We start from the raw sequence: 12,424 nt of genomic DNA on the forward strand, positions 1-12,424 counted from the left end.
AGTTGTCGCGGATGATCGCTGTAGACAGCCTGTGGTGGTGGTCCCGCCGCGCGTCCGCCACGCGGGCGTGCGCCCTGGCCGCACGGGCGACGGCCTTGCTGCGGTTGGCCGAGCCCTTCTCTTTCCGGGACAGCGCCCTCTGCGCCTTTTTCAGCCGGCGTTCGTAGCGGCGCAGAAACCTGGGGTTGTCGATCTTCCGGCCGTTCGACAGGACCGCGAAGTGGGTCAGGCCCAGGTCGATGCCGACCTCGCCGCCCGTCTCCGGCAGCGGCTCCTCACCGGTTTCGACGACGAAGGAGGCGAAGTACCGGCCGGATGCGTCCTTGATCACGGTCACGCTCGACGGCTCCGACGGCAGGTCCCTGGACCAGCGAACCCGCATAGCCCCGATCTTCGGCAGGTGCAGCCCCCCGCCTGCCGTGATCTGGAATCGGGCGTTCCTGGTGAAGCGGATCGACTGTCGGCTGTCCTTGCGGGACCGGAACCGGGGCGGGGCGACCTTCGGTCCTTTCCGCTTGCCGGACACCGAGTTGAAGAAGTTCCGGTAGGCGGTGCTCAGATCGGCGAGCGCCTGCTGCAGCACCACGGCGGACACCTCGGCCAGCCAGGCCCGTTCCGGTGTCTTCTTCGCCACGGTGATGACTCGCTTGGACAGCTCCCCGTCTGAGAGGTACGGCAGACCGCCCGCGTGGGCGTCCCGCCTCATGCGCAGTGCGTCGTTGAACACCGCACGGGCGCACCCGAACGCGCGGGCCAGCGCTTGACGCCGGCCAGGCGTCGGGTAGAGGCGGAAGTTGTACCGGAGCTGCACAGATCAATTGTACATCCGCGTACATGAAAGTGCGTCCGCGTACACTGGCCTGTGTGGAGTCCGAGGAGATGAGCGTCGCCGACGCTCGCAAGCTGTTCGCCGAGGTCCTCAACGAGGCCGCTGTCCGGGGGCGCATCACCTATATCACCAACCGGGGCCGCAGGATTGCCGCCGTAGTGCCGGTGCCGCTCGCCGAAGCCGCCGAGCAGACGCAGGATGAACGCTGACCATCAGGCGCGCTCAGGCCTGGCGGCCCTCCCGCGCGGGCCTTCGCCCCGGGTCTGAAGGCCAGAGCGCTGACCCGCATACCGGTAGCTGAAGGCGGCGAAGGTTGCGCCGATGATCAGAGCGTTGGTGCCGAACGCGAACCAGAGGCCGAGGCAGGCGAAAACGCGGGCCTCGTCGCGGAGGCGGCCGCCCTGCTCGTCGGTGCAGGGGAGGGCGGGGGCTCCAATCAAGGTGGCGGCAGCGGCGGCGACGGTGAGGCCGGTGATCGTCTTGCTCGCCCATGACGGTGGACGTCGGCAGGCCCACTCCAGGGTTTTGCGTCGATCAGTGTAAAACGCGCGCATGGGAACGTGCCTCTACGCGGAGGCGTCGGTTTTCAGTCGGTTTTCAGCGAGTGAGGGCGTCCATGGCGGTCTCGGCCACCGCCTCCAGGTCGGCGCGTCCGGCGCCGCCCCGGGCGGCCACGCGGATGCCGGCGATCACGGAGTTGACATATCTGGCCAGGTCGGCCGGGTCGCGGCGGGAGGTGATGTCGCCGGCGGCGCGTCCCGCCCCGATGACCACCTGCAGTGCGCTGAGCCGGTGCCGCAGGTCGCGGTCGAGCAGTGCGGCGATCTCGGGGTCGCGCCCGGCGAGCTCGACCGTGGTGTTCACGGTCAGGCAGCCCTGGTTTCGGTCCTCGTGGCGGTTGGCCCATTCGTCGGCGATGATCCTGCCGAACAACGCGCGGATCCGGTCGGCGGGGGAGCGGGTGTGATCGTCGAGGATCTCCGTCGCCGCGGCGGTGGTGGTCTCGATGTAGTGGGTGAGAGCGCGCTTGAACAGCTCGTGCTTGCTGTTGAAGGCGTTGTAAACACTGCTGCGGTCGAGGCCGAGCGTCTCGCACAGGTCGCGGGTCGAGGTGGCCTCATATCCCTTGCGCCAGAAGAGACGCATCGCGGTGTCGAGGGCAATGCCCTCGTCGAACGTCCTCGGTCGAGCCATGCCCGAGATCTTAACCGTTCTACACCGCTCGATGCAAAACCTGTCCGGGAGGATCAGGGGTCCGTGTCGGCGCGGCGGGAGAGTAGGAAGTCGCGTTCGGGGTCGGTGCCGACGAGGTCGAGGGCTCTGCCGTACCAGCGCACGGCCTCGTCGGTGCGGCCGAGGCGGCGGAGGAGTTCGGCGCGGGTGGCCGGGAGGAGGTGGTGGTGGGGGAGGGCGTCGTCCAGTCCTGCGAGGAGGGCGAGGCCGGCTTCGGGTCCTTCGGCCTCCGCCACGGCGACGGCGCGGTTCAGGCGGACCACGGCGGAGCCGGTGAGGTGTTCGAGGCCGGCGTAGAGCTTGGCGATGGACGACCAGTCGGTGTCGGCGGCGCTCGGGGCCGCGGTGTGTTCTGCGGCGATGGCGGCCTGGAGGAGGTAGGGGCCGGGGAAGTCGTCGGGGCCGGCGCGCCACGCGGTGCGGAAGAGGGCCAGGGCGCGGGCGATCTCGTCCCGGCGCCACCGGGAGCGGTCCTGCTCGGCGAGGGTGACGAGGTCGCCGGACGGGCCGGTACGGGCGTCGCGGCGGGCGTGGTGGAGCATCATGAGGGCCGTGAGGGCGTCGGTCTCGGCGTCGCCGGGCATGAGTTCGCGCACGATGGAGCCGAGGCGGATGGCCTCCTCCGCCAGTTCGTCGCGGATGAGCCGGTCGCCCGAGGTCGCCGCGTAGCCCTCGGTGAAGATCAGATAGACGACCGCCAGCACACCGTCGCGGCGGCGGGGGAGTTCGCCGCCCTCGGGCACGCGGTACGGAATTCCCGCCTGGGCGATCTTCTTCTTGGCCCGCGTGAGGCGGGCGGCCATGGTGCTCTCCGAGACGAGGAAGAGCCGGGCGATCTCCCTGGTCGTGAGGCCGCCGACGCAGCGGAGGGTGAGGGCGACGCGCGCCTCGTGGGCCAGGGCCGGGTGGCAGCAGGTGAAGATCAGGCGCAGGCGTTCGTCGCCGATGTCGTGGGCCGGGTCCTCGCCCTCGTCCACGATCAGCAGCGGGAGGCGGTTCCTGGCCGTGGCGTCGCGGCGGAGGCGGTCGATCGCCCGCCTCCGCGCCGCGGTGAGCAGCCATCCCGGTGGGTTGTCCGGTTCGCCCGCCGCCGGCCAGGTGGCGACGGCGGAGGCGAACGCGTCCTGCAGGGAGTCTTCCGCGAGGTCGAGGTCGCGCAGCTCGCCGGTCAGGCGGGCGAGCATACGGCCCCAGTGCTCCCTGTAGGCCCGTTCAACCGCACCGGGATGGCTGGGCATGTGGGCCCCTGTCAACAGGTGGCGTCCACGATGGGGCGTACTTCGACGATGTCCTCCGGGCACGCCTTGGCGAACTCGATGGCCTGGTCGAGGTCCCTGGCGTGTACGAGGTAGTAGCCGCCGAACTGCTCGGGGGTCTCCGCGAACGGGCCGGGTGTTCTCTCGGCGGTGGCGGCGTCGTTTCCGCGGACCACCAGGGTGGCGGCGCTGGGGGCGAAGGCGCGGGCGTCGATCAGGACCCCGCGTTCTGTGAGCATCGCCGCGTAGGCGGCGTGATCCTCCGCGGCCCGCCGCGCCTGCTCGGGGCCGACGTCCTGCCGGGCCTTCTCCTCGACGTACATCATCAGCATGTATTTCATGGTCTATCGCTTTCTGCGGGCTCAGCGTTCGACGATCGGGCGGATTTCCACGTTCGTGGAAGGACACGCCGCCGCGAACTCGACCGCCTCGTCCAGATCGGCCGCCTCCACGATGACGTAGCCGCCGATCTGCTCCACGGTCTCGGCGTAGGGCCCGTCGGTGATGACGTAGCCGTCCCCCTGCTTCCGCACCGTCGTCGCGATTCCGGACGGAGCCAGTTCCTCGCCCCCGAGGGCGGCTTCGCGCTCGTTGAGCAGTCTCTCGAAGCGTCCCCAGCGTTCGTAGACCGCGGCCTGCTCCTCGGGGTTCGCCTCTGCCCACTCCGCTTCGTCGCCGAAGGCGAGCAGTGCGTATTTCATGATCGGAACCTCTATCTTCAGGTTGTTCTGTCTTGCATCCTTATGACGGGCGACTCGACGGCAAATCGACAAATCGATGGATGGTGTGGTGTGACGCTCGTCACAGATCGGCTGATCCTGCGCCGCTGGACCGACGCCGACAGGGAACCCTTCGCGGCACTGTGCGCCGATCCCGAGGTAATGGAGTTCTTCCCCTCGCTCATGGACCGCACACAATGCGACACGATGGTCGACCGGATCATGCTGCGGACCGAGGAGCTCGGCTACGGGCTGTGGGCGATGGAGCTCCGCGCCACGGGGGAGTTCGTGGGCTTCACCGGGCTGGCCGTCCCGTCGTTCGAGGCCCACTTCACCCCCGCGGTGGAGGTCGGCTGGCGGCTCGCCCGCAGCGCCTGGGGATACGGCTATGCCACCGAGGCCGCGATCGCCTCGCTCGACGATGGGTTCACCCGGCTGGGGCTGGAGTCGGTGGTGTCGATGACCTATGTGCACAACGGGCGCTCGCGGGCGGTGATGGAACGGCTTGGCATGAGGCGCGATGAGGCCGGCGACTTCGACCACCCGCTTGTCCCGGAGGGGAATCCGGTCCGGCCCCATGTCCTTTACCGGCTCACGGCGGCGGAGTGGGCGGCCCGGGGGACGTCCCCCTGAGGCCGCATCTCAGCCGACGTCACGCCGGCGGAAGCCGTACAACCCGGCTGCCGTCAGGGCGGCGGCGACGGCGGTGAGCACCACCAGGGGGAGTGCCGACACCTCGCCGCCGGGGAGTTTCGGCAGGTGGCTGAAGGGTGACAGGTCGAGCAGCGGCTGCGGCAGGTCCAGCACCGCGCCCACCTGGCCGAACAGCAGGAACACCGCCAGCGCCGCCCACGAGACCCCGACCAGCCGCGGGGCCAGGCCGAACAGCGCGATCGCCAGCGCCGCCAGAGTCCATACGGCGGGGAGTTGCGCGAGCGTCGCCCCCACCAGACGCGGGACGTGACCGAAGAGGTCGCCGACGGTGGCGCCATATGCGACCCCCACGCACACCCCCAGAACCACCAGCGTCACCGCCGGTCCGAGCAGCGCGAACACCAGGTGGCTCGCCGCCCAGCCGACCCGGCTCACCGCGGTGGCGAGGAGCGGCTCCCCGCGCTGCGCCACCTCCTCGGCGCGGACCCGCAACGCGGCTTGTACGGCATAGCCCGCCACCCCGATGCCGAAGATGCCGACCAGCCCCGCCAGAAAGACATCCGACATATCCGTCGTGCCGCCCAACGCGACCATGATGGCCATCAGCTGGGAGTTGCCAGCCATGGTGTCGGTGGCGGCCTTCGTCGCGGCCCCTGTGACGGCGCCGAACAACCCGACGCCCACGCACCACGCCGCCAGCGTGCCCCGATGCAGCCGCCACGCGAGGGCGAACGCCGAGGTGAGACCGGCCGCGGCGCCCGCGGGCCCGAGGCGCGGCGGCAGCAGGCCTCCTGCCACATCACGCCGGTCCGCCAGCACGTAAGCGACGGCGGTCAAAAGCACGGTGACCGCGCACGACAGGACGAGTGGCCACCACACCTCACCCGCGAACGGGCGCATCCGCTGCCCCCATGCGATCGGCGACAACCACGACAACCAGGCCGTGCCGGTCGAGTCGCCCGCCATCCGCAGCAGGAACGCCAGGCCGAGCGCCGAAAGCGCGAAGCCCCTGGCGCCGCCGGCCCCCTCGGTGAGCTGCGCGGCGACCGCCGCCACCGCGGCGAACACCAGCCCGAGGGCGGCGTAGCCGGACCCCAGGGCGAGTGCTCCCGCCACCGGGTGGCCCTGGGAGACGAACGACAGCGCGAGGATCACCCCGGCCGCCAGATTGGCTCCCGCCGTCACCACCAGCGCGGCGGTCAGGCCGGCGTGCCTGCCGAGTACGGCGGAGCCGAGGAGTTCGCGCCTGCCGGTCTCCTCCTCGACGCGGGTGTGCCTGATCACGGTGAGCAGGCTGGCGAGGGCCAGGATCACGGGGGTGAAGCCCGCCCGCCACGTGCCCATCGCGGCGGCGTTCCAGTGGGTGATCGGGCCGTAGAGCGACTGCAGCGCCGGGTTGGCGCCGAAGGACTCGGCGAAGCGGCGCAACTCCTGTTCACCGGTGTAGAGCTCGGCGATGGCCGAGGTCTGGGTGATCGGGAGCACGGCGATCACCACCACCCACAGGGGGATGATCAGCCGGTCTCTACGCAGAACGAGGCGGACGAGAGCACCCGTGCCGTTCATCGGACCGGCTCTTCCCGGCTCTCGCCGTACCCGTCATGGTCGGGTGTGCTCCGGTAATGCCGCATGAACAGCTCCTCCAGCGTCGGCGGGCGGCTCGTGAGCGAGAGCACGCCGCGGGCCAGCAGGTGGCGCAGCGCCTCGTCGAGCCTGTCGCCGTCGACCTCGAACGACACGCGGGTGCCGTCGACGCGCAGGTTGTGCACGCCGTCCATGTCGCCCGGCGGGGCGGCGAGCTCGGCGCTGATGGAGGTGCGGGTGAGGTGGCGCAGCTCGGCCAGCGTGCCCGTCTCGACGGTGCGGCCGTCGCGGACGATGCTGACCCGGTCGCAGAGCTTCTCGACCTCGGCGAGGATGTGGCTGGACAGCAGGATCGTGCGCCCCTGCCCGCGGGCCTCGGCCACACACTCGGTGAACACCGCCTCCATCAGCGGGTCCAGGCCGGAGGTCGGCTCGTCCAGCAGGAGGAGTTCCACGTCGGAGGCGAGGGCGGCCACGAGGGCGACCTTCTGCCGGTTGCCCTTGGAGTAGGCGCGGCCCTTCTTGCGGGGGTCCAGGGCGAACCGCTCGATCAGGTCGTTCTTCCGCGTCCGGTTCAGTCCTCCGCGCAGGCGGCCGAGCAGGTCGATGACCTCGCCGCCGGACAGAGCAGGCCACAGGGTGACGTCGCCCGGCACGTAGGCCAGGCGGCGGTGGAGCTCGACGGCGTCCTTCCAGGGATCGCCGCCGAGCAGGCGGACCTCGCCGGCGTCGGCCCGCAGCAGGCCGAGCAGCACGCGGATGGTGGTCGACTTGCCCGCGCCGTTCGGGCCGAGGAAGCCGTGCACCTCGCCGGGCTGGACGGCTAAGTCGAGTCCGTCCAGCGCACGTGTCCGGCCGAACGTCTTCGTCAGGCCGGACACGGAAATCACATCACTCATGCCTCCGGACTTTACGGACGCTTCAGATGCTGATGAAAGTGGTAAACACGCATTCTTGACGCCTCAAATTCGAGCGCTCCCGGTGCGAAGGCCTGCGAAGACGATCGCCAGGGTTCGGCGTCGCAGATCGGGCCCCCACCCGGCCTGAAGAGCGGCCTGGCACAGCCCGGCGAGCAGGGCCGTCACCTCGTCCGGCCGGATCTCCGCGCGCACCGCGCCGGCCCGCTGCGCGAGGCCGAGCAGCGTCTCGATCGCCCCTTGGAGGTGGGCCACGGCCTTGGCCGTCTCCACCTCGACCCCGCTGTCCGCCAGCAGGCCGGCGACGGTTCTTTTGGCCGCCGCCTCCTCGACCACGCGGGTGACGAAGGTGAACAGCGCCTCGGCCGGGTCGCCGCCCTCGGCCAGGTCGGCGGCCTCGGCGGTGAGTCCGTCCACGAGCCGCTTGAGGATCGTGCCCAAGAGGTCCGACTTGGTGGGGAAATGCCGGAAGACGGTGCCGATCGCGACACCGGCCCGCGCGGCGACCTCCTCGGTGGACGCGGAGGCGCCGTGCTCGGCGAACACGGCCTCGGCGGCGATGATGATGCGTTCCCGGTTGCGGCGGGCGTCGGCGCGCAGCGGCGCCGGGTTTATGGGGGCCATCGTGCTCCGTTTGACAACATGAGTGGAGACTCATTATTTTTCTCGATCGTGAGTCCTCACTCACTTTATCGGGCCGTTTCGAGAAGGACACCGTAATGCCTGTCACCGGGGGACCCAGAGAGATCCTTGCCCGCCTGCACAGACATCTGACCGGAGGTTCCTCCTCCGACGACCTGTGGGCCGAGGATGTCGTCGTCGAGGTGCCGTTCGCCCCACCCGGCGCACCTCGCCGCTTCGAGGGGCGCGAAGCGTTTCTGGCACACGTGCGCGAGGGGCGCGCGAAGATGAGGATGCGGCTGGAAGTCGGGAAGGTCGTGATCTACGAGACGGCCGACCCTGACGTCATCGTCACCGAATATGAATTGTCGGGGATCGACCCGGCCTCGGGGGAGCGGCTTGCGGCGCCCTTCATCGGCGTGCTGAAAGTGCGTGACGGCCAGATCGCGGGGTGGCGCGAATATCAGGACATGCTGGCCAGCGCTGCGTCGGCGGGCCGGCTGACCGAGTTGCTGGGCGGGGTCGCGGCCAAGGTGTGACGGCGCCCTCGAACAGGGGCGGTCAAAGGGGGCGGGCGTCGGGCAGGCGCAGCCGGTCGACCGCCTCACGGCGGCGGCGCTCCGGGCGGCGGTCGTAGCGAGCAGTGGTGGCCGGCGAGGAGTGGCCGACCAGAGCCTGGGTGGTCGCGAGATCCACCCCGGCGTCGAGAAGCTCACCGATGAACGTGCGGCGGAAGTCGTGCGGCGTGCGCGGCGACGCCCCGGCCGCGGCGAGGCGGCGGGCGAGGATGTCCGCCACCGCCTGCCCCGTCATGCTCGCCGGCCGCCCGTCGCGCATGCGGAGCCGGCCCGCCCGGCTGATCGGGGAGAACAGCGCCCCCGCCGCCTGCCCGCGCACCGCGAGCCACCGCTCCAGCCTGGAGATGGCCTCGGCCGTGAGATAGACGAGACGCTCCTTGTCACGCTTGCCCCGCACCCGCAGCGACCGCGCCCCCGGATCGTAGTCCGCCAGCGTCATCGCGGCGACCTCCGCGCGGCGGCAACCCGTCGAGTAGAGCAGCGCGAAGAGCGCGGAGTCGCGCGCCCCCGCTGGCGAGTCGTCGTCCTGGCAGACCGCCAGCGCCGCCGCCACGATCTCCGGCGGCACGTGCTGCCCGCTCGGCAACCGCGTGCTCTCGACGCCTGCGAGATCGGCCGCCCGATGGTAGTCCTCGGCCGTCATCTGCCCCAGCCGCCACGCCTCCCGCAGGACCCGGCGCAACGCGACCAGGTGCTTGTTGACGTGCGCGGGCGACCAGCCCTGGCCGGCGAGCAGCGCCCGGATGCGCACCGTGTGCTCATAACGCAGCAGATGCCACGGCTGCCCGGCCCCGCCGGCCTCTTCGTTCCCGGTGAGCACCGCCGCGATCCGATCGAGACACCCCTTCATGGTGCGCCGCGACTCGGCACTGGCCAGCGAGTCGAGATAGACGGTGTAAGGATCGGCCGCCGGCTCGACGGCGGATGCGACCTCACGACCGGATACGGCAAGAGCCTCCACGGCGGCATTCTACGGGCCGATCACGCCCCGCCCGCGGGACCCGCACGCCCGCGGCCTCGTGCTGACCCGGGTCCGCGTCATCACCTCCGTTCCCGACTGCGCGCTCGTGCACTGCTGGAGGTCGCCGAACTGCAGGAACGCTCATGGAGGACACATCTGGCGCGTTGCCTGAGGCGTTTTACTCGGGCGGGATGACTTTTCCTGAGGTCAGGAGAGGAAACAGCGCATCCCGGAGCGCTACGGTGGTCCGTGCGATCTGCTCATGCACGGTGATCTTGTCGTTCAAGGCTTGGAGGGCACGGCCGATCGTCCTCCGTGCCTCCGCAGGAGGGAGCACCACAGGCAGGGTTCCCAGAACACGGAGGTTGATACTGGGAAGTACACTCCCGGCAGAATTGCGAGTCAGCCAGTCAAGCACTGATGGGGAGTTCAGATAGTCGCTCAGGTACTTCGGGTCGACTCCCTCCCCGGGACGAATCCTGATCAACCCTGTGCCGCACACCCACCCTTGGTGCGCAGAGGTCACTAGGGCGTGTCGGCCTATCACTCCGGTCCGCGTGCAGACGATGTCGCCCTCACTGAGCCGATAGCTCGCCAGTTTGCCGGCTGTGTCCACGTCTATGCGATCGAAGGCTCCTGAGATGCGCCCGCTCTTGAGATTGCGCGGCTTGACGACGCCCACGGACCCGTCTTCCGAAGCACGGGTGAAGGGGCCGGCGGTGAGTTCGCTGATTCCGGCGAGGCTCACTTCACGCCAGCCCGGCGGCAACTCGCCGGTCGGAAATTCGAGAATCTGAGCCCGCCCGATCAGCTGATCCACCACCACGTCCGCCTGCACCGTCTGCTTATGGAGCCGATCCAACTCTCGGAGCAGCGTCTCGACACCTTGACGAGCGTCATGGGTCCTGACGACGGCCTTGGTGGTGGCGTGTTTACTCGGAGTGAGGTCGTAGTCGCTCCTGCTGAGTTCCTCAGCGGTCACGACGGCGGTGGGCAATACCTCATGGGCCGGGATCACGCCCGCACGCCAGTCGGCGAGAACATCGCGAATCGCCCCGTGGTCCTCCTCCGACAGCTTTCGCCGAGCACCCTGTGACAACCGGCCCAGCCCCGTCGCGTCCACCAGGAGAAGCTCCTGCTGCGGATTCGGGGAGCGGCGTAGGACCCATATCGTGGCGCCGATCGATGTGCTGTAGAAGAGCGTCGGCGGCAGTGCTAGCACCGACTCGATACAGCCGTCCGCCACCATGGCCTGACGGATTGCGCGCTCGCGCCCACCGCGGAAGGCGGCGCCGGCCGGCATGACGACCGCTGCACGCCCGCCTGGCGCCAGCCGCTCTAGTACGAACTGCAGCCAGGCGAAATCCGCTTTGCCGCGGGGCGGTGGTCCGTAATGCCAGGACAAGTTCAAGGCCGGATCTTCTTGGGACCAGTTGCGTATACCGAATGGGGGATTCGCGATGATGTAGGAGTAATTAGACGAGGGGCGAGCGGCACGGCTCAGGACGTCAATCGACTGCTGGCCAAGCCGGGCGTCGATACCGTGCAGGGTCATGTTCATCTTTGCCAGGACCAGAGCCTCGGCATTGAGAACGTCGCCGTGGACGGTAAGGCCGGGCGCCTGAAGGGCCGTGGCGAGCAGTATCTCCCCCGAGCCGCAGCACGGGTCATAGATCTCCCCAGGTGCCTCGGCAGCGAGGGCGTCCACCAGGACACGGACGACGGCAGGAGGCGTGTAGAACTCTCCGCCACGTTTGCCCTCCAACGTGGCGAAGCGATCCAACAGAGTGCGAAAAGCTCTGGCGCCGCCGAGGTCGCGAACCGCGGCGTCGGCGAACTCGACGAGATCGGCGGGGATCTTCGCGTCCACTTTGAAGGCGACAGGTGGCAGCGTGTCGCCGGTTCTGATCTTGTGGACGATGGAGATATCCAGTGCTTTCGCATCGCTGCGGCTGCCTGTCGGGGCAGATGACCGTCCATCTCGATCCCGTGCTCGCGCATAGATCAGGCTGAGCACCAGATCGCGGTAACGGATGATGTCATATGTGCCCCTCAGCCGATCGAGCGCCCGCCACAAGTCGGGTGTCGGGGGGGACTCGCGCTTGGCTGCCGGGCGGGCCTGTGGCATCTGTGCTGCCGGTCCTGTGAGATTCCTGCGGAACCGTTCGCCGAAGGTCGCACCTGGCCGCTCATCCGGCAGGAGCGCGTTGCTCGCGATCTTGCGCTGGTCGAGCCACTCCAGTACCGACTCAACCACGAAGAGTTCCTCTCCTTCGACGAGCCGCGGCCGGGGGTAGTCTGTGTGACGGCGCTCCCAATTGCTCACGGCGGGGCGTTTCACCTGAGCTAGTCGTGCGATCTCGGCTCGGGAGACGAAGCCCTGCGGCGAGGTCAATGTCTCGTCCTCTCCGGTCGGCGGGTCAACACCGCCGGCACTCGATCGAAGGCTCGCAGCCAACCGGCGAACTGCGGCTCCACGTAGTCCAGCAACCTGTAGATCTTGGCGTGGTCCGCTGTCAAATGCCGGTGATGGATCGGCTCATGATGCATGATGCGATTACGCAGAAGGACCATGGTCTGCAGATTGTCACGCAGTGCCTCTCTCCTGCCTGAATAGTACGGGAACGCCCGGTGCAAGGCTGGGACCCACAAGCGCCGGTCGTACCTTCGGCTCAGAAGTGACACCCAAAAGCCAAACGACAGCTCTGTGACCACGTCGTCGGCGGAGGGCAGACTGACGCCTTTCCTGGCCAGCTTCTGCTTCGCCGCGGTTACCTTGGCCGCCTCGTACTCGTCGAGAGGAGCCACCCGCCACCAATCGTCTGTCCCGAACCGGTTCCGCAGCCGGTCGTGCTCAGCGTTGCGCAGGCAGATTTCCAGGCAGTTCAGAGGCCCGTAAAACGCCTCGGACACCTGGACGTTCCACTGGTACAGATCCCACGCAACCAGACGGTTGCCTGAGAGCGCGTCGAGGTATGGGGCGAAGCGCGGTATGGAGATCACTCGCTCTACCCATCCGGGCAGCTCGGGATGCAAGACGACACCTCCGAAGGCATGGCTGACTAGCAGCGG

At 69.1% G+C, this 12,424-nt stretch carries 15 protein-coding genes; 3 read left to right on the forward strand and 12 right to left on the reverse strand.

The genetic code is table 11. From position 1 onward, the window contains the following. Positions 1-811: RNA-guided endonuclease InsQ/TnpB family protein (locus Ssi02_RS29750; RefSeq protein ID WP_204030919.1), on the reverse strand; the 811-nt coding region annotated here is incomplete at its 3' end. Positions 812-879: 68 nt separating this feature from the next. Between Ssi02_RS29750 and Ssi02_RS29755 the strand changes: the two genes are divergently transcribed. After that, positions 880-1,038 (forward strand): type II toxin-antitoxin system prevent-host-death family antitoxin, encoded by a 159-nt coding sequence (locus tag Ssi02_RS29755; RefSeq protein ID WP_239130013.1) that lies wholly within the window; start codon positions 880-882, stop codon positions 1,036-1,038. 3 nt (positions 1,039-1,041) lie between these two features. Here the strand turns inward: Ssi02_RS29755 and Ssi02_RS29760 are convergent, their stop codons facing one another. Genes Ssi02_RS29760 through Ssi02_RS29780 form a run of 5 tightly spaced genes read right to left on the reverse strand, consistent with a single transcriptional unit; the run spans position 1,042 to position 4,019 of the window. Continuing rightward, positions 1,042-1,383: a hypothetical protein gene (locus Ssi02_RS29760; RefSeq protein ID WP_204030920.1), complete on the reverse strand. Its 342-nt coding sequence runs from the start codon at positions 1,381-1,383 to the stop codon at positions 1,042-1,044. Between the two features lie 43 nt (positions 1,384-1,426). After that, positions 1,427-2,023: a TetR/AcrR family transcriptional regulator gene (locus tag Ssi02_RS29765; RefSeq protein WP_204030921.1), complete on the reverse strand. Its 597-nt coding sequence runs from the start codon at positions 2,021-2,023 to the stop codon at positions 1,427-1,429. A 53-nt stretch (positions 2,024-2,076) separates the two neighbouring features. Continuing rightward, a complete protein-coding gene (locus Ssi02_RS29770) occupies positions 2,077-3,300 on the reverse strand; it encodes an RNA polymerase sigma factor (RefSeq protein WP_204030922.1) in 1,224 nt (407 codons plus the stop codon). A gap of 11 nt (positions 3,301-3,311) precedes the next feature. Next, positions 3,312-3,659, reverse strand: a complete 348-nt coding sequence (locus tag Ssi02_RS29775; RefSeq protein WP_204030923.1) for a YciI family protein — start codon at positions 3,657-3,659, stop codon at positions 3,312-3,314. Between the two features lie 21 nt (positions 3,660-3,680). Beyond that, positions 3,681-4,019 (reverse strand): YciI family protein, encoded by a 339-nt coding sequence (locus Ssi02_RS29780; protein WP_204030924.1) that lies wholly within the window; start codon positions 4,017-4,019, stop codon positions 3,681-3,683. Positions 4,020-4,109: 90 nt separating this feature from the next. On the opposite strand from Ssi02_RS29780, the gene Ssi02_RS29785 reads away from it, so the two are divergent. Further along, positions 4,110-4,670, forward strand: coding sequence for a GNAT family N-acetyltransferase (locus Ssi02_RS29785; RefSeq protein ID WP_239130017.1), 561 nt, complete (start codon positions 4,110-4,112; stop codon positions 4,668-4,670). Between the two features lie 9 nt (positions 4,671-4,679). Here the strand turns inward: Ssi02_RS29785 and Ssi02_RS29790 are convergent, their stop codons facing one another. The 3 genes from Ssi02_RS29790 to Ssi02_RS29800 all read right to left on the reverse strand — a co-directional run bounded on the left by Ssi02_RS29790 (position 4,680) and on the right by Ssi02_RS29800 (position 7,816). After that, positions 4,680-6,257 (reverse strand): ABC transporter permease, encoded by a 1,578-nt coding sequence (locus Ssi02_RS29790; protein ID WP_204030926.1) that lies wholly within the window; start codon positions 6,255-6,257, stop codon positions 4,680-4,682. Next, positions 6,254-7,174 (reverse strand): ABC transporter ATP-binding protein, encoded by a 921-nt coding sequence (locus tag Ssi02_RS29795; protein WP_204030927.1) that lies wholly within the window; start codon positions 7,172-7,174, stop codon positions 6,254-6,256. Before Ssi02_RS29795 ends, Ssi02_RS29790 begins: the two co-directional genes overlap by 4 nt. A 63-nt stretch (positions 7,175-7,237) precedes the next feature. Further along, positions 7,238-7,816, reverse strand: a complete 579-nt coding sequence (locus Ssi02_RS29800; RefSeq protein WP_204030928.1) for a TetR/AcrR family transcriptional regulator — start codon at positions 7,814-7,816, stop codon at positions 7,238-7,240. A 95-nt stretch (positions 7,817-7,911) separates the two neighbouring features. Between Ssi02_RS29800 and Ssi02_RS29805 the strand changes: the two genes are divergently transcribed. Further along, positions 7,912-8,352, forward strand: a complete 441-nt coding sequence (locus Ssi02_RS29805) for a nuclear transport factor 2 family protein (RefSeq protein ID WP_204030929.1) — start codon at positions 7,912-7,914, stop codon at positions 8,350-8,352. A 22-nt stretch (positions 8,353-8,374) separates the two neighbouring features. Here Ssi02_RS29805 and Ssi02_RS29810 read toward each other — a convergent pair whose 3' ends face one another. The 3 genes from Ssi02_RS29810 to Ssi02_RS29820 form a co-directional block, all read right to left on the reverse strand. Next, on the reverse strand, positions 8,375-9,352 hold the full coding sequence (locus Ssi02_RS29810; RefSeq protein ID WP_204030930.1) for a tyrosine-type recombinase/integrase: 978 nt from the start codon (positions 9,350-9,352) through the stop codon (positions 8,375-8,377). A gap of 178 nt (positions 9,353-9,530) precedes the next feature. After that, complete coding sequence (locus Ssi02_RS29815) at positions 9,531-11,747, reverse strand: type I restriction-modification system subunit M/S (RefSeq protein WP_204030931.1); 2,217 nt, start codon at positions 11,745-11,747, stop codon at positions 9,531-9,533. Next, positions 11,744-12,388, reverse strand: a complete 645-nt coding sequence (locus Ssi02_RS29820) for a hypothetical protein (RefSeq protein WP_239130020.1) — start codon at positions 12,386-12,388, stop codon at positions 11,744-11,746. The genes Ssi02_RS29815 and Ssi02_RS29820 overlap by 4 nt, the downstream gene beginning before the upstream one ends. Between the last annotated feature and the right edge of the window lie 36 nt (positions 12,389-12,424).

Origin of the sequence: Sinosporangium siamense, assembly GCF_016863435.1 — a bacterium.
GTDB lineage: Bacteria > Actinomycetota > Actinomycetes > Streptosporangiales > Streptosporangiaceae > Sinosporangium > Sinosporangium siamense.

Excerpts from the sequence above, each read along its gene's own strand:
- Ssi02_RS29755 (WP_239130013.1), top strand. The coding sequence starts at position 880 with ATGAGCGTCGCCGACGCTCGCAAGCTGTTCGCCGAGGTCCTCAACGAG.
- Ssi02_RS29760 (WP_204030920.1), bottom strand. The coding sequence starts at position 1,383 with ATGCGCGCGTTTTACACTGATCGACGCAAAACCCTGGAGTGGGCCTGC.
- Ssi02_RS29765 (WP_204030921.1), bottom strand. The coding sequence starts at position 2,023 with ATGGCTCGACCGAGGACGTTCGACGAGGGCATTGCCCTCGACACCGCG.
- Ssi02_RS29770 (WP_204030922.1), bottom strand. The coding sequence starts at position 3,300 with ATGCCCAGCCATCCCGGTGCGGTTGAACGGGCCTACAGGGAGCACTGG.
- Ssi02_RS29775 (WP_204030923.1), bottom strand. The coding sequence starts at position 3,659 with ATGAAATACATGCTGATGATGTACGTCGAGGAGAAGGCCCGGCAGGAC.
- Ssi02_RS29780 (WP_204030924.1), bottom strand. The coding sequence starts at position 4,019 with ATGAAATACGCACTGCTCGCCTTCGGCGACGAAGCGGAGTGGGCAGAG.
- Ssi02_RS29790 (WP_204030926.1), bottom strand. The coding sequence starts at position 6,257 with ATGAACGGCACGGGTGCTCTCGTCCGCCTCGTTCTGCGTAGAGACCGG.
- Ssi02_RS29795 (WP_204030927.1), bottom strand. The coding sequence starts at position 7,174 with ATGAGTGATGTGATTTCCGTGTCCGGCCTGACGAAGACGTTCGGCCGG.
- Ssi02_RS29800 (WP_204030928.1), bottom strand. The coding sequence starts at position 7,816 with ATGGCCCCCATAAACCCGGCGCCGCTGCGCGCCGACGCCCGCCGCAAC.
- Ssi02_RS29805 (WP_204030929.1), top strand. The coding sequence starts at position 7,912 with ATGCCTGTCACCGGGGGACCCAGAGAGATCCTTGCCCGCCTGCACAGA.